Source organism: Fervidicola ferrireducens (assembly GCF_001562425.1).
Taxonomy (GTDB): Bacteria; Bacillota; Thermosediminibacteria; order Thermosediminibacterales; family Thermosediminibacteraceae; genus Fervidicola; species Fervidicola ferrireducens.
The window spans coordinates 15,669-36,236 of record NZ_LOED01000002.1; the positions used below are offsets into that span (position 1 = coordinate 15,669).

The 20,568-nt window shown below is 44.8% G+C and carries 18 protein-coding genes and 1 tRNA gene; 1 reads left to right on the forward strand and 18 read right to left on the reverse strand.

Going from position 1 to position 20,568, the window contains the following annotated elements:
- Position 1: 1 nt before the first annotated feature.
- The 16 genes from AN618_RS01150 to yfmF form a co-directional block, all read right to left on the reverse strand.
- Positions 2 to 730: a DUF881 domain-containing protein gene (locus AN618_RS01150; protein WP_066351055.1), complete on the reverse strand. Its 729-nt coding sequence runs from the start codon at positions 728 to 730 to the stop codon at positions 2 to 4.
- A gap of 23 nt (positions 731 to 753) precedes the next feature.
- Complete coding sequence (locus AN618_RS01155) at positions 754 to 1,389, reverse strand: cell division protein FtsQ/DivIB (protein WP_187694854.1); 636 nt, start codon at positions 1,387 to 1,389, stop codon at positions 754 to 756.
- A gap of 168 nt (positions 1,390 to 1,557) precedes the next feature.
- Complete coding sequence (murA, locus tag AN618_RS01160) at positions 1,558 to 2,820, reverse strand: UDP-N-acetylglucosamine 1-carboxyvinyltransferase (RefSeq protein ID WP_066351061.1); 1,263 nt, start codon at positions 2,818 to 2,820, stop codon at positions 1,558 to 1,560.
- Positions 2,821 to 2,841: 21 nt separating this feature from the next.
- The gene (murC, locus tag AN618_RS01165; RefSeq protein ID WP_066351063.1) at positions 2,842 to 4,227 is read right to left on the reverse strand and encodes a UDP-N-acetylmuramate--L-alanine ligase; all 1,386 of its coding nucleotides are present in this window, start codon (positions 4,225 to 4,227) and stop codon (positions 2,842 to 2,844) included.
- A 142-nt stretch (positions 4,228 to 4,369) separates the two neighbouring features.
- A complete protein-coding gene (murG, locus tag AN618_RS01170) occupies positions 4,370 to 5,482 on the reverse strand; it encodes an undecaprenyldiphospho-muramoylpentapeptide beta-N-acetylglucosaminyltransferase (RefSeq protein ID WP_066351065.1) in 1,113 nt (370 codons plus the stop codon).
- 1 nt (position 5,483) lies between these two features.
- Positions 5,484 to 6,551, reverse strand: a complete 1,068-nt coding sequence (gene spoVE / locus AN618_RS01175; protein WP_083514987.1) for a stage V sporulation protein E — start codon at positions 6,549 to 6,551, stop codon at positions 5,484 to 5,486.
- Positions 6,552 to 6,598: 47 nt separating this feature from the next.
- Positions 6,599 to 7,957 carry a UDP-N-acetylmuramoyl-L-alanine--D-glutamate ligase gene (murD, locus tag AN618_RS12990; protein ID WP_066351069.1) on the reverse strand — a complete coding sequence of 453 codons (1,359 nt, stop codon included), beginning with the start codon at positions 7,955 to 7,957 and terminating at the stop codon, positions 6,599 to 6,601.
- A gap of 18 nt (positions 7,958 to 7,975) precedes the next feature.
- A complete protein-coding gene (gene mraY / locus AN618_RS12995) occupies positions 7,976 to 8,944 on the reverse strand; it encodes a phospho-N-acetylmuramoyl-pentapeptide-transferase (RefSeq protein ID WP_066351070.1) in 969 nt (322 codons plus the stop codon).
- Positions 8,945 to 8,946: 2 nt separating this feature from the next.
- Positions 8,947 to 10,332 (reverse strand): UDP-N-acetylmuramoyl-tripeptide--D-alanyl-D-alanine ligase, encoded by a 1,386-nt coding sequence (locus AN618_RS01190; RefSeq protein ID WP_066351071.1) that lies wholly within the window; start codon positions 10,330 to 10,332, stop codon positions 8,947 to 8,949.
- The gene (locus AN618_RS01195; protein WP_066351072.1) at positions 10,329 to 11,786 is read right to left on the reverse strand and encodes a UDP-N-acetylmuramoyl-L-alanyl-D-glutamate--2,6-diaminopimelate ligase; all 1,458 of its coding nucleotides are present in this window, start codon (positions 11,784 to 11,786) and stop codon (positions 10,329 to 10,331) included. Before AN618_RS01195 ends, AN618_RS01190 begins: the two co-directional genes overlap by 4 nt.
- Before the next feature lie 49 nt (positions 11,787 to 11,835).
- Positions 11,836 to 13,929 carry a stage V sporulation protein D gene (locus tag AN618_RS01200; protein ID WP_066351075.1) on the reverse strand — a complete coding sequence of 698 codons (2,094 nt, stop codon included), beginning with the start codon at positions 13,927 to 13,929 and terminating at the stop codon, positions 11,836 to 11,838.
- 23 nt (positions 13,930 to 13,952) lie between these two features.
- Positions 13,953 to 14,309, reverse strand: coding sequence for a cell division protein FtsL (ftsL, locus tag AN618_RS01205; RefSeq protein ID WP_066351077.1), 357 nt, complete (start codon positions 14,307 to 14,309; stop codon positions 13,953 to 13,955).
- A gap of 17 nt (positions 14,310 to 14,326) precedes the next feature.
- Positions 14,327 to 15,268 carry a 16S rRNA (cytosine(1402)-N(4))-methyltransferase RsmH gene (gene rsmH / locus AN618_RS01210; protein ID WP_066351080.1) on the reverse strand — a complete coding sequence of 314 codons (942 nt, stop codon included), beginning with the start codon at positions 15,266 to 15,268 and terminating at the stop codon, positions 14,327 to 14,329.
- A 10-nt stretch (positions 15,269 to 15,278) separates the two neighbouring features.
- Positions 15,279 to 15,710, reverse strand: a complete 432-nt coding sequence (mraZ, locus tag AN618_RS01215) for a division/cell wall cluster transcriptional repressor MraZ (protein WP_066351360.1) — start codon at positions 15,708 to 15,710, stop codon at positions 15,279 to 15,281.
- A 170-nt stretch (positions 15,711 to 15,880) separates the two neighbouring features.
- On the reverse strand, positions 15,881 to 17,149 hold the full coding sequence (yfmH, locus tag AN618_RS01220) for an EF-P 5-aminopentanol modification-associated protein YfmH (protein ID WP_066351082.1): 1,269 nt from the start codon (positions 17,147 to 17,149) through the stop codon (positions 15,881 to 15,883).
- Positions 17,150 to 17,164: 15 nt separating this feature from the next.
- On the reverse strand, positions 17,165 to 18,433 hold the full coding sequence (gene yfmF / locus AN618_RS01225; RefSeq protein WP_157081589.1) for an EF-P 5-aminopentanol modification-associated protein YfmF: 1,269 nt from the start codon (positions 18,431 to 18,433) through the stop codon (positions 17,165 to 17,167).
- Between the two features lie 179 nt (positions 18,434 to 18,612).
- Between yfmF and AN618_RS01230 the strand changes: the two genes are divergently transcribed.
- Positions 18,613 to 18,689 (forward strand) — tRNA-Pro (locus AN618_RS01230).
- Between the two features lie 95 nt (positions 18,690 to 18,784).
- Here AN618_RS01230 and AN618_RS01235 read toward each other — a convergent pair.
- Together AN618_RS01235 and AN618_RS14120 are read right to left on the reverse strand one after the other, a co-directional pair.
- The gene (locus AN618_RS01235) at positions 18,785 to 20,167 is read right to left on the reverse strand and encodes an aspartate aminotransferase family protein (protein ID WP_066351089.1); all 1,383 of its coding nucleotides are present in this window, start codon (positions 20,165 to 20,167) and stop codon (positions 18,785 to 18,787) included.
- A gap of 105 nt (positions 20,168 to 20,272) precedes the next feature.
- On the reverse strand, positions 20,273 to 20,356 hold the full coding sequence (locus AN618_RS14120) for a Spo0E family sporulation regulatory protein-aspartic acid phosphatase (RefSeq protein ID WP_083514978.1): 84 nt from the start codon (positions 20,354 to 20,356) through the stop codon (positions 20,273 to 20,275).
- Positions 20,357 to 20,568: the final 212 nt, after the last annotated feature.

Sequence of the window (20,568 nt, forward strand, 5' to 3'; positions counted from 1 at the left end):
TTCATTCACCTGCCTTCACAGGCTTAAAGTACTCAAATTTGATAGGTCCGGTATAGGCCGGCATATCTATTTTGTCCTGCTTTTTTATACTTACCCGAATACCGAATACTTGCAAAGATTCTATTATGCCACCTCTCATCCTCAGCGAACTCTCCAGGTTTTCGGGATTTCCTATTGCCTGTATTACGAAGGGCGGAGCCATCCTCACCGAGTTTATCATTATAGTGGGGCCCACGCATCTTATCTCCGAGGTCGCAATAATTCTCTGGCCGTTTACCGATACGGCTTCGGCACCAGCGGCAAAAAGCTCATTTACAACTTTCAGAATATCTTCATCATGGATTAAAAACAAATTGGGGTCCTCTCCCGGCTGTTGCGGCAAATTGCTGTCGTTCAGCGTTATTACTACTCCCGGTCCGGTGCCTTCCACCAGTCCTGCGGCTATACGGACTTTTTCCAGCTCCCTTTTCATCGCTTCGGTAACCTGACTCACGTCCGCCGCCGAACTTTCATATTCTTCCAGTCTCTTTCTCATTTCCGCTAGCTCTTCCCTCAATTTTTCCCTCTCGTCCATGACAGTTTTCAGCTCTGTCGTGAGTTCCTGTATTCTTTGCAAAGAAGTCAAAGCACTTCCACTTTTTTGAGTGCTTCTAAACTGAGCCACCAGCATTAGGCCTAATAAAAAACATACAAGTGCAATAACAAGGTGGCCTTTTAACTTGTTGTTCATCTGTGTTTCCCCCTTTTTTCACATCAAAAGGCTTTAAATACAGGCGCCTCCTTGCTCAAATCTATTAGCCCCTTACCCATACCCCTTTTTCTTAAATCTTCCAGCACTGATTTCATTAGCAAAAACTTTTCTTCTTCTATATCGTTTTCTTCTAAGTATATTTGAAATCCATCAAGAGTATAAATAAAAAAAGATACTTCTCCTTCCTGGTAATCTAAATGGATTTCGGAAAGCTCTGCTCTCATAGGTGAAAGGCATTTCAATGCTTTTTTTAAATCTTCCAGCAAATCTTGTTTCCGATTTATTGCAATGGGCTTTGCTTTTTCAGGCTTGGTTATCTCTATACCCGTTATTATCGGAATCCTGAGGCCTTCTAAATCAGGTTGCATTTTTACTACATAACCATCCGGGTCAATTAAAACAAATCCTCCAAGATAGGGCAAGGCAGCCATAACTTCCCTTTCCTCGACTTTAATAACCATCGTCCCTGGCAGCCTCAACTTCACCGTGGCTTCCTTTACCGGAAGCGTTTGCTTTATTTCTTCGCTTATTAATGCTGGTTTAATCATGAAAGTGTTTCTGCCCAAATGGTGATTTACCACCCGCAGGATTTCTCCATCGGGTATGCTGCTGTTGCCTTCGACCTCAATCTTTTTCAATTTAAAAAAAGAACTAGTAGCGGCCAGCATTATTGTAATTATACATAAAAAGGCAGACAACCTCAATAGTGCTTTATTATCAATTTGCCTTTTTTTGCCATAATCAAATCGCTTTGTTTTCTTCGCATAGACCAACATGTCCAATCTTCCCCGACAAAAAAAGGATTTCTAATTTAATCGTTCTATATTCGCACCCAAAGTCCTGAGATTTTCGGAAAACTTTTCGTATCCTCTATCGATAAAAGACGTCCCTTCTACTACGGTCTTGCCGACCGCCGCAAGGCCAGCGATGACAAGGGCTGCGCCCGCTCTCAAATCTTTTGCTTCCACCACAGCCCCGGTCAATTTTTTAACGCCCTTTATTATCGCCGTATTTCCGTTTAATTTGATGTCCGCTCCCATTCGCCTGAGCTCTTCAGCATGTTTAAAACGATTTTCAAAAACGGTTTCTGTTATTATCGAGGTTCCTTCTACCGTAGAAAGCAGAGCCATCATGGGAGCCTGCATATCGGTGGGAAACCCCGGGTATGGAAGAGTCCTAAGGCTATCAAGGGCCCTTAAAGGTTTTTCTACCCATAGCTGAACCTTATCTTCCAACGTCTTAATATCGCAGCCCATTTCTCTGAGTTTTGCGAGTACGGGTTCAATGTGTTCTATTATAACGTTTTCCAAGACTATATTTCCCCGGGTTGCAGCAGTGGCGGCAAGATACGTCCCCGCTGCAATTCTGTCCGGAATTACCGAGTAATCATCGACTTCCTTCAAATCTTCTATCGAACAACCTTCTATCTTTATGGTATCAGTCCCCGCCCCTTTTACGTGGCATCCCATTTTGTTCAGATAATTTTGAAGGTCTACTATTTCGGGTTCCTTTGCCGCATTTCTTATTGTAGTCCTGCCTTCTGCCAGAACCGCCGCCAGCATCAGGTTTTCTGTGGCACCCACACTCGGAAAATCCAGGTGTATATTTGCACCTTTCAATTTGTCCGCTTCTGCGTAAATAAAACCGTGGCTTTCGCTTATATTCGCACCCAATGCCACAAACCCCTTCAAATGAAGGTCAATAGGCCTTGGACCTATTTCGCAACCGCCTGGATACGACACCTTAACCTTTTTGTATCGTCCCAGAAGAGGACCCATTAATATGATGGAGGACCTCATTTTTCTCATCAAATTCTCGGGCACTTCCCAAATACTGACCTTGCTCGAGTCTACAGCCAACTCATTTCCGGAAAATGAAACTTCCGCACCTAAAACTTTCAATATATCTATCATAACGTGGACGTCTTTTATATCCGGTACATTTCTAATGCGATTTTTACTGCGATTCAGTATGGTGGCCGCCATAATGGGAAGACTTGCATTTTTAGAACCCTGGACTTTAAGGCGGCCGGAAAGTTTTGACCCCCCCACAATCACATAAGCCCCCACAAAAAATTCACCTCCGGTGTTTTAACCGGGTCGGACATCTTTAGTCTTCAACTTTTTCACTATCTCGTACGCCACCTGGTATATATCACCCGCCCCAATCGTCAGAACGTAGTCGCCTGGTGAAACTTTTTGGATTATAAAGTCCGGTATTTCATCCTTATCATGGATGTAAGTAACTTTCTTTCCCCTGTCTTTTAAAGCATCGACTATAAGCAAAGATGAAACCCCTTCTATCGGCCTTTCTCCGGCACTGTATATGTTCGTTACCACCACTTCATCGGCATCGTCAAAGGCCAATCCAAATTCCTCCGCAAGAATCTTTGTCCTGGTATAGCGGTGCGGTTGAAATATGGCGTAAATCCTTCTGGGGTTTTGCAATTTTGCGGCCTTGAGGGTGGCTTTAATCTCCGTAGGGTGGTGGGCGTAATCATCTATAACTTTGATGCCGTTAACCTCTCCCATAAGTTGAAACCGGCGCTTTGCCCCGCGAAAGACTTTTAACGCTTTTGCAACATCTTCCATTTTCAACCCGAGCCTGTGAGCTACGGCAACGGCTGCAGTCGCATTATATATATTATGCATTCCGGGAACATTGAGTTCCAGTTCAACCAAAGGCTCTTTTCGGTAGTGAACTTCGAATGTGGAACTTGCCCCATTTATGCGTATGTTTTTAGGCATGTAATCCGCGGGGTAATCGATCCCGTAGGTGAAGTAAGTCACATCTAAGCTCTCCAATATGTCCCTTACGTTTTCGTTGTCGGTTCCCAACAAAGCAAAACCGTCTTTTTTAATGCCGTTTACAAAGGTTTTGTAAGCTTCTTTCATCGTATCCATGTCCTTGTAGTAATCCATGTGGTCGTTTTCTATATTCGTTACCACCGCTATATAAGGCTTGAGCTTCAAAAAAGAACCGTCACTTTCGTCAGCTTCAGCCACGAGATATTCCCCTTTACCGAGGGTCGCGTTACCTCCTATGTCGTTCAGCTCTCCTCCTATCACGACTGTGGGCTCAAGACCGCTCTTTTCGAGAACCAGCGAAATCATCGAGGTCGTGGTGGTCTTCCCGTGGGCACCTGTTACCGCTATTCCTTTCTTCCCGGCCATCAACAAGCTCAACACATCGGCCCTGTGGATAATGGGTATTTTTTCTTTCAGGGCCTGCAAGTATTCAGGATTATCCTGCGGAATAGCGGATGACACAACCACAAGATCAGCTCCCTTTACATTTTCTGCATTGTGACCCAGGAAAACCGTGGCCCCCAATTTTTTCAGCCTGTTTATAACTTCAGAAGGCTTCAGGTCCGAACCGGACACATCATATCCCAATTCTCTTGCTATCCTTGCTATTCCGCTCATTCCCGTGCCACCGATGCCTATAAAATGAATGCGTTTATAATTGCCCAACAAGTTCGGTCTCTCCTTCCGATCTTCCTAAATCGTGCTTTATCAGGAATACTATATATTATGCTGAGAATTTATAAAGTGCTACTACGATATCTATATTACCACAGGCCTCATGTTAGAAAAATAGGTTTATTAAAGGATAATTTTAGTCCATTAGGGAGACAATTTCTCTCAATATTCTATCCAGAGCATCAGGCCTTCCCAACTTTTTGCTGGCTGCAGACATCTCGATAAGTCGATTTTTGTCAGAGATCAAACTGCGGATCATCTCGTATAACCTTTTTCCGCTGAGTTCCCGATCTTTTATTATAACGGCTGCACCATTTTTTTTCATAAACCCGGCGTTATAATCCTGGTGCTGGCCCGCCGCTGTCGGCAGAGGCACCAGGATTGCGGGTTTACCCGCCGCTGTGAGTTCGGCTATTGTTATGGCGCCCGCCCTGGAGACCACAAGGTCTGCGGCGGCTATGGCATAGTGCATTTCGTAAACATAAGGCCTTACTTTAATATGTCCTAGACACAATGGATTTATTCCTTTATATTCCAGTTTGCTTATGAAATCATCGTAATTCTTTTTGCCCGTAATGTGAAAAAGCTGAAAAGTACTATCTTCCTTTATTAAATCGATGAGCTCCAATACCGCTTCGTTGAGCCTTAAAGCACCCTGGCTTCCTCCAAAGGATAAGACCAATGGTTTTTCCGCGTCCAAACCAAGCTCCTTTATTGCCTTCAATTTTTCGGTAAGTACAATTTCCTGCCTTACCGGATTGCCGGTCACGACAACTTTGCTTTTCGGAAAGTACTTTGCAGAATCCGGGAAGCTCACTGCCACTTTATCCACAAAGCAGGACAAGATTCTATTGGTAACACCGGGTTTCACGTTTTGTTCGTGGATGAAAGTCGGAATTTTCAGCATCGATGCAAAAAAAACTATGGGGCCTGCCACATAACCGCCGGTTCCGACAACCAAGTCTGGCTTTTCTCTTTTTAATAAAACCAGGGATTCTATTCCACCTAGAGCTACCTCTTTCAGAGTTGAAAGGTTTTCCAGCGATAACTTTCTTTTGAAGCCTTTTGCCCTGATTTTCTTGAGTTCAAAACCGGCTTTCGGCACGAGGTCGTTTTCCAGTCCCTTTTCTGTGCCCACGAAAAGTATTTTTATATCCGGAAATTTCATCTTCAACCCCTGAGCTATTGCGATAGCAGGGTATATGTGTCCACCCGTTCCGCCTCCTGCGATTATAACCTTTTTGGGCATATCATTTAGCCTCCAAGTATCTGGTTATATTTAACAAAATGCCAACTTCGGCCAGCGTTATCGTCAGCGAAGAACCCCCATAGCTTATAAAAGGCAGCGGCATCCCTGTAACTGGCATGGATGCCGTTACCACCGCTACGTGAATTAGAAATTGAAGGGCGATCAGGCTCGTTATGCCGGTAGCCATAAATTTTCCGAATAAATCGGGGGCATGTAAAGCCGCCCTGTACCCCCGCCATATAAAAACGGTGAACATAAAAATGACAAAGACCGCCCCTAAAAAACCCAATTCCTCTCCTATTATAGCAAAAATAAAGTCCGTCTGAGGTTCAGGGAGGTAGAAAAATTTTTGCCGGCTCTGCCCCAGCCCAACCCCCAGAAGGCCTCCGGCCCCGAGGGCATAAAGCGACTGGACTATATTGTAACCGCTGCCGCGGATATCTTCCCAGGGATTCATAAAAGACAACAACCTTACCATCCTGTACGGTTCCACAATAATAAGCACCACCACTAGAAAAAGTCCCGCCCCTCCCAGCGACAGCATCTGGGTAATGTTGGCTCCCGCCACGAACAACATAACCATCGAGAGCATGCCTATAAGAACAGCCGCACTGAGGTGCGGTTCGATCACGATTAGTCCGCAGGTGACGGCGGTCACCAGCAACACGGGAAGCAGGCCTTTAAAAAAGCTTTTTATATCGTCCTGTTTTCGCTCCAGAGTGCACGAAAGGTACACAACCATGCCGAGCTTTGCAATTTCCGAAGGCTGTACGGTAAAAGAACCTACTCCAATCCATCGCCTTGCCTCATTTATCTTTAAACCAATTCCCGGAATTAATACTGCTATAAGAAGGACGTACATGAAAATTAGGATGGTTTTTTCGTACTTTTTTACCTGCCAGTAGTCGTAATTCATGAAATATACCATGGCTGCAAGTCCCAAAAAAGCCGCTACCAGTTGTCTTTTCAAAAAGTACAGGCTGTCTTTATGAACGTAATACGCCCACACGCTGCTGGAACTGAAAACCATTATTATTCCAAAGCACAAAAGCACCAGCACGGTAAACATGATGACAAAGTCAGGGGGATTTCGGTATCTCACAATTTACACCCCTTTTAGGCTTTTAGCAAACGCACCGCTTCTTTGAAAGCCCTTCCGCGTTCTTCGAAATTCGAAAACATGTCCCAGCTGGCACATGCCGGTGAAAGCAGTACCGTATCTCCCGGCTCGGCAGATTTTTTGGCTATTTTAACCGCTTCGTGCATCGACGAGGCCTTCTCCACTTCGTAAAAACCCTCTTCCTTGGCGGTCTTTTCTATTTGGTCGGCCGTAGCCCCAATCAGCACGACTTTTTTGACTTTGCCAAAAAACGCCCTGACAAAAGGTCGAAAGTCTACCTTTTTGTCGTAACCCCCGGCTATCAAAATTACGGGACCTTCTACGGCCTCCAAAGCCTTCAGAGCCGCATCGGGATTCGTTCCTTTCGAGTCGTTGATAAACTTCACGCCATCTATGGTATCCACGTATTCCAGCCTGTGCTCGACTCCTTTGAAATCTTTAAGGGTTTCGGCCAGGTTATTCAGATTCGTTTCGGTAATCCATGCCACCGCCACTGCGGCAAGGGCGTTCTCCAGATTGTGCGCACCTTTAATACCCAGATCCTTTGCCTCCAAAATCGGATAAATAAAGCCGTTTTCCCTTATCACTATAACGCCGTTTTTAACGAACACGCCTTTAGCAAGCTCCTGTTTTCTGCTGAAAAATACCACCCTGCTCCTTGCTCTTTTTGCCAGCCCTGCCACGACAGGGTCGTCATAATTGAGCACTGCAAAATCATTTTCATCTTGATTTTCCAAAATCCTTGCTTTAGCTTCAATGTAATTTTCGAAAGTCTTGTGCCGATTGAGGTGGTCTTCGGTTATGTTCAGAATTACGCTCACCTTCGGCTTGAAGTACAGTATGTTCTCGAGTTGGAAGCTACTCACTTCCACGACGATGTAGTCTTTCTGGCCATTTTTGTCGGCCTCCTGTATCAATGGCGTTCCTATATTCCCGGCAACGGATATATTTTTTCCGTCATTTTTGAGTATCTCGCCTATAAGAGTGGTGGTGGTGGTCTTTCCGTTGGTCCCCGTAACCGCAATTATCGGAGCCTTGGTATACCAGTATCCGAGCTCAAGCTCGCTCACTACCAGGATACCTCTTTTCCTGGCTTCTTCTATGAGGGGAATATCGCTGGGAACCCCCGGACTTATTACAACGAGGTCGGTACCCTCCAGAAGTGCCAGGGGATGGCCGCCAAAAAATAATTCGATTCCTCTAGGACTTAATTTGTCCACAACCTCTTTCATTTCTTCTTTTTGCCTTATGTCGTTGGCTATAACCTTCGCCCCCATGCCCGAGAGTTCAATGGCAGCGGCCACACCGCTTCTCGCAAGCCCCACTACCAAAACCTTTTTGCCCCTTAATTCCATTGCTTGCCCTCCTTCCTCTCAGAAGATCTCTGTTGACAAAAATACTGCAACGCCGGTTAAAGCCGAAACGGCCGCAATCACCCAGAAAACCAGGACCACTTTGAATTCGCTCCAGCCGCCTAGCTCAAAGTGATGGTGCAGAGGACTCATTCTGAAAATTCTCTTACCCGTGAGCCTGAAATAAATTACCTGCAAAATTACGGAGAGGGTTTCCACTATGAAAATAAAGCCGATGAGCGCCAGATAAAATTGAGTTCCTCCCAGCACGGCCAGGGCGGATATAGCCCCTCCAAGTCCCAGGGAGCCCGTATCGCCCATGAACACTTTAGCCGGATGGCGATTATAAAGCAGAAAACCGAGGCAGGCGCCGCTGAGGGCTGAACTGAACAGGGCCAGGTCCTGCAGGCCCAGAAAAAAATAAATTACTGTATATGCGAACCCTACTATTACTGAAATGCCCGAAACCAACCCGTCCAGTCCATCGGTAAGATTAACGCTGTTTACCGTTCCGAGTATGACAAAGATTGTAAACGGGATGTAAATCAGCCCGAGGTCGATGCCGTTTCTTATGAAAGGAAAGAATACCGTCGTTGTGCCGGGATAGACTCCCGAGCCAAAAAAAGCGAGTAAAATGGAAAGTATAATTTGGAAAAGCAACTTTTGACTGGCTCTCAACCCCAAAGGCCTTTTTTTGACCACCTTTATGTAATCATCCACAAAACCTACGAGGCCAAATCCGGCGGTGGATAAAACGGCTGCCAGCGCATAGGGGCTCCCTTTGTAAAAAAGCAGCGTGGAAAATACTATGGCCGGTATTATCATTATTCCACCCATTGTGGGTGTTCCCATTTTTTTTAGGTGCCTCTTTGGGCCGTCGTCCCTCACCGTTTGACCAAACTTCAATATTTGCAAAATAGGTATTACCACGATTCCGGATAATGCCACTATCGCAAATGCGGTCGCTGCTGCAAGAAATGCGGTTTTCATTGTTACGACCTCCCAACTAAAAAATCAACTATCTCCTCCATCTTCATACCTCTTGATGCCTTAACCAAAATTATATCACAATCTCCCACGAGCTTTTCCATGCAAGCCATAGCTTCATCCTTCTTTGAGAAAGTATAAATAAAGCGGCTGCTCAATCCCCCTTCTAAGGCTCCTCTTGCCAAATCTTCAGCGTGCTTTCCTATACAAACGAGAATATCGGTCACCGCCGCCGCGTACTTCCCTACCTCCCGGTGGGCGTCGGCAGCATAATCCCCCAATTCCAGCATATCGCCGAGGACAGCTGCTTTTTTCTTACCTTTTCCGAGCTCGCTCAAGACCTTCAAGGCCGCTTTCATGGAGTCAGGGCTTGCATTATATGAATCGTCGATAACGGTAGCACCGGTGCGTGATTTTTTAAATTCCAATCTCATTTTGCATGGTTTTGCATCAAGCAACCCTCTTTGTATCTCTTCGACGCTTAATCCAAATTCCAGCCCCACCGCTACGGCAGCCAGGGCGTTATATACCTGATGGATGCCGACGAAGGGAATTTTTACCGGAAAATCAATTCCATTGCCGATAACCCTGAACGTCATCCCGTCCTGTCCTAGAGATACTATATCCTCCGCCTTGAGGTCACCTTTTTCGATACCGAAAAACAAGGTCCGGGGGAGCAGCTTTCCTTTTTTCGCATAAAGTTCGGGGCTATCAGCGTTTAACACCATCAGGTCCTTTTCGGATAATACCTCGGCAATCTCCAGTTTTGCCTTGGCTATATTCTCCTTACTCCCCAATTTCTCGATGTGGGAGACGCCAATATTGGTTATCACTCCCACCTTCGGCCTTACTAAAATGGAAAGGCGCCGTATCTCCCCGAAGCCGCTCATGCCCATTTCCACGACCCCTATTTCGTGGTCGTCCAGCCGAAAAATGGTAAGGGGCAAGCCGATTTCGTTGTTAAAATTTCCCTCATTCTTCAGCACCTTATACCTTTTTCCAAGAACTGCTGCTACCATTTCTTTAGTTGAAGTCTTTCCCACGCTGCCTGTAATCGCGACAAAGGGAATATCAAAAAGCGAGCGGTAATATTTGGCAAGTTTAAGAAGGGCTTCTTTTGTATCTTTTACCAGAATCAAAGGTTTTTCAAATTCCAAATCCGAAATTTTGTATTTTCTATCTTCCGAACAGAGAGACGCCCCAGCTCCCCTTTCGAAAGCCGTCTTTATAAAATCGTGGCCGTCGAATTTCTCTCCTATCAACGGGACGAAAAGTTCTCCGGGTTTTATCGTCCTCGAATCGGTAGAAACGCCGGAAATCTCGCCCTCAATATTTTTTTTCATCCGGCCTCCAGTAGCTTTGACAATTTCTTCGTAAGAGATAGGTTTCACCGCATTCTCCCCTTCTCTTTCAAGAATTCGCGAGCCACTTCTCTGTCATCGAACGGGAAAACTTTGTCCTTTATTATCTGATAATTTTCATGCCCTTTTCCTGCAATCAAAACTACATCTCCTCTTGACGCCATCTCGATAGCCCTCTTTATTGCCGCTCTTCTGTCGACTATTTTTTCGTATTTGCTGTTTTTGTCCAAACCTTTTTCTATGTCGTTTATAATCGCTTCCGGGTCTTCGCTCCTGGGATTGTCGGAAGTTATTATGAAATAATCCGAGTATTCGGAAACGACCTTTCCCATAAGGGGCCTTTTGGACCGGTCCCTGTCTCCGCCCGCACCGAACACGGTTATGACTTTACCTTTTGCAAAGGATTTTATCGTGTTTAACACGTTCTCAAGACCATCCGGCGTATGGGCGTAATCAACTATAACCGTGAAATCCTGCCCTTCATCCACCGGTTCAAACCTTCCCGGTACACCTCTCACCTTTTCCAGGGCCTTTGCCATCGTATCAAGGTCTATTCCGAGGAAAAGGCCCGCGGTGATGGCTGCAAGCGAGTTATATACGCTAAATTTCCCAGGCACCCTGTAAACTATCTTTTTTCGCTCACCATCGAAACATACGTTAAAAGTTACTCCGCTTGAATCGATTCTCACATCTTCAGCCTTTACGTCGGCCTTTCCTTCAATAGCGTAAGTCAAAATAGGTATGTCTAATTCCTCGCACAGACGCCTCCCGCTCGGATCGTCGATGTTAATGGCTGCCTTTCTGGAGAGGTAAAACAATTTCTTCTTGGAAGAATAGTAGTCATCAAAACTCTCGTGGAAATCCAGGTGATCCTGGGTTAAATTTGTGAAAACTCCCACCTCAAACCTTACATCGTCTACCCTGTGAAGTTTGAGGGAGTGGGAGGAAACTTCCATAGAGACGTACTTTACTCCTTCATCCGACATTTCCGCAAAGATGCGGTTTAATTCCAGTGATTCGGGCGTAGTGCGTTCTGAAGGCAAAAATCTATCTTTTATGCGTATGCCCACGGTGCCGATAACCCCGGTGGGGAAACCCGCCTCGTCGAGGATGGCCTTGATGAGATAAGTGGTCGTCGTCTTTCCGTTGGTCCCGGTTACGCCTACGATTTTTAGTCTGTCCGCCGGCCTTCCGAAAAACGTTGAAGACGCTTCCGAAAGCGCCTTTCTGCTGTTCTTTACCCTTGCGTAGAGGACCCCATCCGGCAAATCCATTTCCTTTTCACCTATTACCGCAATAGCTCCCTTTTCTATAGCATCTTCTATGAAATCGTGCCCATCCAATCTAAATCCCCGAATCGCCACAAATAGGCTTCCCTTTTCAACCTTTCTTGAATCGTAAGCGATACTTTTTATATCGATGTCTTTCGGTCCCCTCACGCTTATAATTTCGCTCAAATTTTCCAATATATGTATGGCTTTCATGACTTTATTCCCTTCCTTCCAGATCTTGAATTCCCTTGTAAGTCAACTTTTACTCGCTGCCACCGGTAGACCCGGGCGGTTCAAAAAACACCTGCACCACGGTGCCAATCTCCACTTCCGCACCGGGCGGAGGATTCTGTCGAACTGCAAAGCCGCTGCCCTTGATATCTATTTTTAACCCCACGGCGTTTAAAATTTCGCTGGCCTCTCTCATAGTCCTCCCCGTTAGGTCCGGGACAGTAGCGGGATTCTTATCGGTTTTTGCATCGGAAACCTTGAGCAGAACGGTAGAACCAACCGGAACTTCCGAATCCGGCGCCGGCACCTGTTCGTAGACTACAAGTCCCTGTCCCTCTACCCGCACCGACAGCTTATGCTTCATGAGAACCTGCCTGGCATCTTCTACGTATAGATTTCTGACATCCGGTACTTTTACAGCCTCTTTCGGCTCGCTGTCGGAAAGCTGCGGTTTTACACCCTTGTACTTTAAAATATCGGCCATTACCTTTTGAAATATGGGAGCGGCTATTTGCCCGCCATAGTATATTCCGGTGGACGGTTCATCTATGATAACCAAAACGACAAACTGCGGGTCGTCGGCCGGCGCAAACCCCACGAACGACGCCACATATTTACCGTCCGCGTATTTTTCCGCAGTGCCGGTCTTTCCGGCCACTTTATATCCTTCAATTTTTGCTCTGCCACCCGTTCCGTTTTCCACGACGCTTTCCAAAAGACTTTTCAATTCCCTTGCGGTATCTTCCGATATTACCTGCCTTATGACCCTGGGTTTGAACTCTTGGACTACATTGCCTTCCTTGTCCACCAAAGCTTTGGTTACGTGAGGTGCGGTCATCTTTCCGTCATTGGCCACCGCAGCTACAGCCGTGATTAATTGGATCGGGGTGACCGAAATTCCCTGGCCGAAAGAAATGGTGGCAAGCTCTACCGGTCCTACCTTATCGGGATTAAATATGCCTCTTGCTTCTCCGGGAAGGTCTATGCCCGTAGTCTCTCCGAAACCGAAACCCTTTATGTATTTAATAAATTTTTCTTTTCCCAATCTGGATGCAACCTCGACAAAACCCGGGTTGCAGGAATTCTGCACAACCTGGGCAAAAGTCTGGCTGCCGTGGCCCCCAGCCCTCCAGCATTTTATCCTGACACCCGATACAACCACGTAACCGGGATCGTAAAATTTATCATCGGGGCTGACAACACCTTCTTCAAGGGCGGCTGCCGCCGTCACTATCTTAAAAGTCGAACCCGGTTCGTATACATCGGATACGGCGCTGTTTCTCCATATCGAAGAAGGATAGTTTTTATAATTGTTAGGATCGTAATCGGGTTTGTTAGCCAGAGCTAGAATTTCTCCTGTATTTGGGTCCATTACTATTATTGTACCCTTTTTGGCGTTATTTTCTGCAAGGGCTTTTTCCAGTTCCCTCTCAGCTATGTGTTGTATCACCTTGTCGATGGTGAGTACCAGGTTCAATCCTTCTTCAGGAGGTATGTATTTCTCCAGCCCAAAAGGTAGTTCCCGGCTCAAAGCATCCTTTTCTGATATAATCCTTCCCGGAATGCCTCTTAAATACTTGTCGTAAATCAGCTCCACACCCTCTAGTCCCTGACTGTCAATACCGGTAAATCCCAACACGTGGGATGCCAGATTTTTTTCAGGATAAAATCTTTTGCTCTCTTCGGTAAAATAAATCCCCTTTAAATTCAGTTTTCTGACGGCTTCCGCTTCCTCATCGGTAATTTTCCTTTTTATAAATATAGAGCCTTTTTTCTTTTTTTTCGCTTCTTCAAGGGTTTTAATCAGCACTTCTTTGTCTATATTCAAAGCTGGAGACAGCAAAGAAGCGGTTTTTTCCACATCCTCGATATCGGGGGGACTTGCCATAACCGACTTTACGCTGGCACTAATGGCGAGCGGGTTCATGTTTCTGTCGTATATGGTTCCTCTTTTCGGTTCCACCGGCGAATCTCTTGTCCACTGTTCCTTCGCCTTAGACCTCAACTCGTCACCGCGGACAAACTGAATATAAAAAACCCTTCCCATGAGAGCTATGTTTAGCGCAAAGCAAATTAAGAGCAGAAAAACCAGTCGTTTTTTAACTGTTTTGCTGCCGTGGGCCATGGAAAATCCCCCTGAAAAATAGCTTACCTTTCAAGGTATATTATCTGTTCGTCGTCAGGTTCCTGCATCTTCAAATTGGCTTTTGCAATCTTCTCTATCCTCTCAGTAGACTTTAAGTCGGCTATTTTTACTTTTAAGCTTTCGTTTTCACTGGCTATCTTGGCAACTTCAGCTTTTAATTTTTCAACTTTATATTGAGTTTCGATTATGAATGCGTACCTTGTAAGAAGCAGCAAGGTGGCTAAAGTTACCACAACAACACCGAGAATGTAACGACCTTTTTCCCTGGCTCGAGCTTTCGGCCTGGTTTTTGCCTGTTCCATCTGGCGGGGTATATATTGCTGCATCCCCCGATAAGAGGTTTTCGGAGCTACTACCACTTTATTCACTCCCCTTGTTATTTAGAACTTAGCTTCTCCCCGGCTCTCAATTTAGCGCTTCGCGCTCTTGGATTGGCCTCTACCTCATCCCGGGACGGCAATATGGGCTTCGGGGTGAGTATCTTCAGTTCTTTTTCTCTATTGCATGTACAAATGGGACTGCCTTTAGGACAGATACAACCTCTCGAAAGTTCTTTAAAAGTATGCTTTACTATTCTATCTTCCAGCGAGTGAAACGTAATAACGCATATTCTGCCGCCCGGTTTTAAGAGCTCCACGGCATCCTTTAAACTTTGGGATAGAATCTCCAGTTCGTCGTTTACGAAAATCCTCAAGGCCTGAAAAGTCCTTTTGGCAGGATGAGGGCCCTGTCTTCGGGCCCTGGCAGGAATGGCAGCTTTTATAATGTCCACCAACTCTCCCGTTCTTTCGATGGGCTTAATTTTTCTTCTCTCGCATATGAACTCGGCTATTTTATCAGCCCATCTCTCTTCTCCATATTCCTTTATTATTCTTGCCAACTCCTTTTTCTCCAGGTTATTCACCACATCCCTTGCGGTAAGCTTCTGGCTTTTGTCCATCCTCATGTCCAGGGGGGCGTCCTGCATGTAAGAAAAACCCCGGCTTTTCTCTTCCAGCTGATATGAAGACACCCCTAGGTCGAATATCACGCCGTCCACACCCTGAAAACCGAGGTTATGGATTATGCGCTTTATATTCTTGAAATTATCGTGGATTATAACAGCGTTGGGAAAAGCCGAGAATTTATCCCTCGCATTTTTAACCGCATCTTCGTCCCGGTCGATTCCTATTGCCTTCCCGTCAGCCCCTATTCTCTTCAGGATTTCCGAAAAGTGACCGCCTCCCCCTAGGGTGGCATCCACGTAAACTCCTCCGCTTTTAGGGTCGAGAAATTCTATGGCTTCTTTTAACAATACCGGTTGATGAAGATAATCCATTTTACATCACCTATATACCTAACTCTACCATGTTTTCGGCTATTTCTTCATAAGAATCCTCTGCTTCTTTGCTGTAAGCTTCCCATTCCTTGGCGCTCCATATTTCCGCTCTATTGGAAACTCCTATTATCACCACTTCCTTTTCTATCCGCGCATATTCTCTCAGCATGGGGGGGATTAATATTCTGCCCTGTTTGTCTAATTCCACTTCCACAGCCCCTGAAAAGAAAAACCTGATAAAAGCCCTGGCTTCCTTTTTTGTCATGGGAAGCGCTTTTAATTTCTGTTCCAGCACCATCCACTCACTTTTAGGATACACGAACAAGCAGCGGTCTAAACCCTTGGTGAGAATAAAACTTTCCCCCAGCTGTTCCCGGAACTTCGAAGGAATTATTAATCTTCCCTTTGGGTCCAGCGAATGCTGGAACTGTCCCATTAGCATTTTTCCGCGCTCCCCTTCGGAGGACTTTCCCTCCACTTTCCACCACTTTATACCACTTTAACTATTCTACGGAACGCTTTTAAATTCCTCCCTTGCGACAAAAAAAAACAATAAAAATAAGTGAGGCTTTTGCCCCACTTTTTTCGTCAAAAAGTGCTATTTTTTACACATTATTTCGGATACACCGTCGATACCGCCATTCGGTCAAAATCAAAAAATTCGCGTAGCCTTCTTTCTGCCTCTTCGAAGGTTATCCGTTTTAATACCTCGGGATAGTCGAATATATTTACATTTCGGTGGTAATATGATACGAACGAATTAGCGATGAATTCCAGAGAATTAAATCCCTGGATATAGTCACCCAAGTATTTTTTCCTTACCCTTTCAAAGTCCTCCTCTTTCAGACCTCCTTCCTTCGCCTCATCTATACTGGTTACCAACATATCCTTCAGTTTCTCCGGATCTTTGGTCTCTCCACCGATGGTGCAAAAGCCGTACCCTTTTTGTCCTTCGTATCCGAAACTGAACCGGTCATCTATAAGCCCTTCTTCATAAAGCTTTTCGTAGGCGAGAGAGCTCTTCCCGAAAATAATTTCCAGCAATATGTTCGTAATAATTTCTTTTTGCAGGAGCTCTATTCCGTCATAACCCACATCGTTATCTTTAAATCCCATCAGAAAAAGCGGACGGCTTACCGACAGTTTTACATCTATGCGGGGCTTATTTACCGTATCGGGTTCTTCAGGATAAATTCTTTTTATTTCACCTTGAGAAAGTTTGCCTCTTTTATTTTCCCGTTCCTCGATAATATCAAAAACTTTATCGGCATCTACCGCACCGGCTACGAAAATCACCATGTTGCTCGGATGATAGAAGGTCTCATAACACTTGTACAGAGTATCAACATCTATATTCTGAATCGACTCCACGGTACCTCCTATATCATCTCTTACCGGATGCCGGTGGTATAGAGCTTTAAGCAGATTGAGCATAACCTGCCATTCCGGGTCATCTTCATACATTCTGAGTTCCTGCGTTATGATACCCTTTTCCTTTTCCACACTTTCTTTCGTAAAGTAAGGGGTTTCGACAAATTCCAGCAAAAGCCTCATACTTTCTTCAAAAGCTGAAGTTGTAGAAAAAAGATAGGTGGTATTGGTATAATTGGTATACGCATTCGAAGAAGTTCCGAGCTCGGCATATTTATCGAACACGTTGCCGTAAGGCATCTCGAACATTTTATGTTCGAGAAAGTGAGCTATCCCTTCCGGAACCTTCAACCTCTCTCCCGTTGTCGGCACCACGAATTCATTGTCTATGGAACCGTATTTGGTGGAATAAACGGCGTATACTTTATTGAAATTTTTTTTCGGCAACACGTAAGCTTTAAGTCCGTTGTCAAATTTCCTGTATAACAGATTTTCTCCGATAAAATTCATAGGCTTTCACCCCGACTACTTTTTGTTGAGAAAATATATGGTATCCAGCTTTACTTTTTGAGCCACCTTCACCACATCTTCCTTCGTGACATTCCGGATTTTTTCAATGATTTCCTGTATCGACTCCTCGATACCGTTTATGATGCCATCCAGGTAAAGACTTATAATCATGGCCGGGCTATCCTCTGCTTCCTTTAGAGAGTTCACAAGAGACTTTTTGGAGCTTTCGAATTCATAATCGGAAATACGCCCATCTTTTATATCCTCTAGCTGCTTTTTTATTATTTCTACGGTCTTTTCCACATTATCAAAATCAATACCGCAGCTTGCCAGCATCAAGCCCTTGCTTTTTTCCAGCCGCGAAAAAGCATAATACGCCAGGCTTTCTTTCTCTCTTACATTTTGAAAGAGCTTAGAATGTGGGCCCCCGCCGAAGACGCTGTTGAACACCATCAAGGCGTAAAAGTCTTCGTCGCCGTATCGCGTGCCGGTTCTGAAACCTAAAGAAAGCTTGCCTTGATTCACATCTTGCTTTTCCTCTACAAATTTTTCCCTTTCAACTTCTTTTACTACAACAGTACCGGCAATTTTCTCCTCACGGCGCTCGTTTGAAAAAAGGTTGTTTAACTTCTCATAAATTTGCCCTTCATCCACCTCTCCCAGAACGAAGATGTCCATCGGCCTGCTTTTTATGATCATTTTATAAAAATCGTAAAGGTCTTCGCTTTTTATTTCCGGCAAATCCGAAACGCTGCCGTACTTGTACACGCTGAAAGGCTCCCCCTTGCACATTTCCTGAAAGCATCTTTCTATGGCGTAGTTAAATTTGTCATTAAATAGAGCCTCAATGTTCCTCTTTAAGACATCTTTCTCCTGTTCCACGAAATCCTTTTTAAAGGCGGGCCCTTCGGTCAGCGGATTTAAGATAACATCCTTAAAGAGCGCAAGACCTTCATCTAAAATTTTATCCTCAGAAGCGGTGTATCTAGGATTTACCATCTCTATGAAAAATTGAATTATTTGCCTTTCACCTTTTTTTATTATATCGGCTCCGAAATCGGCGCCGTAAAGTTCTTCAAGGCAAAGGCTGATATACCTTGAACTTGGAAATTTATGGCTGCCTCGTTTCAATACAAAAGGTAACAGTGCGGTTCTCGTGGCTGTACTCTTATCCAAATTCTGGTGTATAAAAGCACAAACTGTTACAGTTTTAAATTTGTCGGTGGAATGGATATAAAGATTTATCCCGTTGTCTAAAGTTTTGCGTTTAAAGAGTCTGTCCAAACTCCCTACCTCCTCCAATAAAAATAAACTTACTTCCTTTTATTTCTCCTTTTATTAAAAAAATCCTCTTATACATTACAATTCAGGATCTACTTTTAGTTTATGCCATATCTTGATGAGTTAGTTGATTGAAAAAAGGGTTTGAAAAAAATCTAGGTTTATAGTATAATAATTGTCGTCGGGACGTAGCGCAGTTTGGTAGCGCGTTCGGTTCGGGTCCGAAAGGTCGTGGGTTCAAGTCCCGCCGTCCCGACCATTTTTATTTTACGCAATAACCTCAGAAAAAAAGGTAAGCAACAAAACCGGGTTGCTTACCTTTTTTGTCTTTATCGCTCATGTTTATTCAAAAAGCTACTTCGACAGTATGGAACTCGCAGCCGATTTTATGGCGTTCAGAGTCATACCCATAAACCCTCTATATCTAGTAAAGATATCCTCCAAGGCGTCAATCACCTGGTCAATATCCTCTTTCGTCACTATCAACGGCGGCTCCAACCTTATAACATTGGGATTATTAAGGGTGTATGCGGTGATTATCCTGTGCTTGTTGAGCAGCTCTCCAGCCACCAGTGCTCCCGTGAATTCTTCGTACAGCTTATTTATGACTCCGCCCGTTATCCTGTTTATGAACCCCTTTACCGGAGGCTCGAACTCGATACCTATCATCAGTCCCCTTCCGCGAACTTCCTTTATTATGCCAAACTTTTCCTTAAGGCCTTTCAATCTGTTTAGGAAATAGTCTCCCAGTTCTGCGGCTCGTTCGGCCAGTCTTTTTTCTTTTATGGCATTGATGGAGGCTATACCCGCAGCACACGCTAAAGTGTTTCCGCCAAAAGTCGATGTGTGCAGCAGACATCTTTCCATCCCGGAATAAGCTCTTTCCCAAACTTCATCGGTGGCGATGAATGCTCCAATAGGCATCACTCCGCCCCCTAACGATTTTGCAACGCACATTATATCCGGTGCCACATCTTCTTGTTCGCAGGCAAACATGCTTCCCGTCCTGCCTAAACCTGTTTGTATTTCATCGACTATCAGCAAGGCTCCATATTTTGTGCAAAGGTCTCTTGCCCCTTTCAAATATCCTTTCGGAGGCACAATAATCCCTGCTTCCCCTTGTATCGGCTCCACTATGAACGCGGCCACGTTACCTCCTTTTAATTTTGCTTCAAGCGCATCCAAATCTCCGAACGGTATGGTCTCAAATTCCGGCACCAGGGGCAAAAAGGGGCCCTTGTATTTATCCCGTCCGGTAGCCGATAACGCACCTAAAGTCTTTCCGTGAAAAGCGCCATCGCAAGATATTATCTTTTGCTTTCGAGTAGCCGCCCTTGCCGTTTTTAAAGCCCCTTCCACGGCCTCTGCTCCGCTGTTGCAAAAAAAGCTGTGTTTTAAATTTCCGGGTGCTACTTTTGAAAGATTGTGCGCCAGGGCTGCCGCATACGGATTTATAGTCGCCTGCAGTAAATTGGGCTTTTGGCTCACTTTTTTTATAGCCTCCAACACTTCAGGTGGATTATGTCCCAAATTCAGCGCGCCGTAAGCCCCCAAAAAATCCAGGTATTTCTGACCTTCGGCGTCCCAAACATAACACCCCTGCGCCTTCACGTAGACCCTATCGAAATTTAAAAGCCCCATCATCGAAGCAAGTCCGGGATTTACGTGCTCGGAGTAAATTTTCTTTATGTCAGCCCGGCTCAAGTTTTCCACATCATCGATGGTAAAAAGCGCCATATAAGATCACACCTCGCAAAATAATTCTTAGAGTCAATTATATAAAACCTGAAAAAATAAGTCAAAAAATAAAAATGCTGCAAAAAGCAGCATTTAAAAGAACACCTATTCAGCTTTAACGGATGCTCTGTGATAAGCCAAAATGAGCTTATCAAGCTGCAAGCTCAAAGCGTAGACTTCGTTGGCCAAAAGGTTTTTTTCTCCAGCTTTTCGTTAAGCTCCCTTTTTAGCCTTACAATCTCCTGGTTGAGTTTAGTCAATGCAGCTGCCATGATGATTTCCCCTCTGTATCGATTTACTAGGCCATTTTATCACAGTTTAAGGGCATTATCAACGACCGTATTTTCCGATTATGTCCGCATTTTTTTCAGCAGTTATATTTTGCTTCCATTTTTTATCTC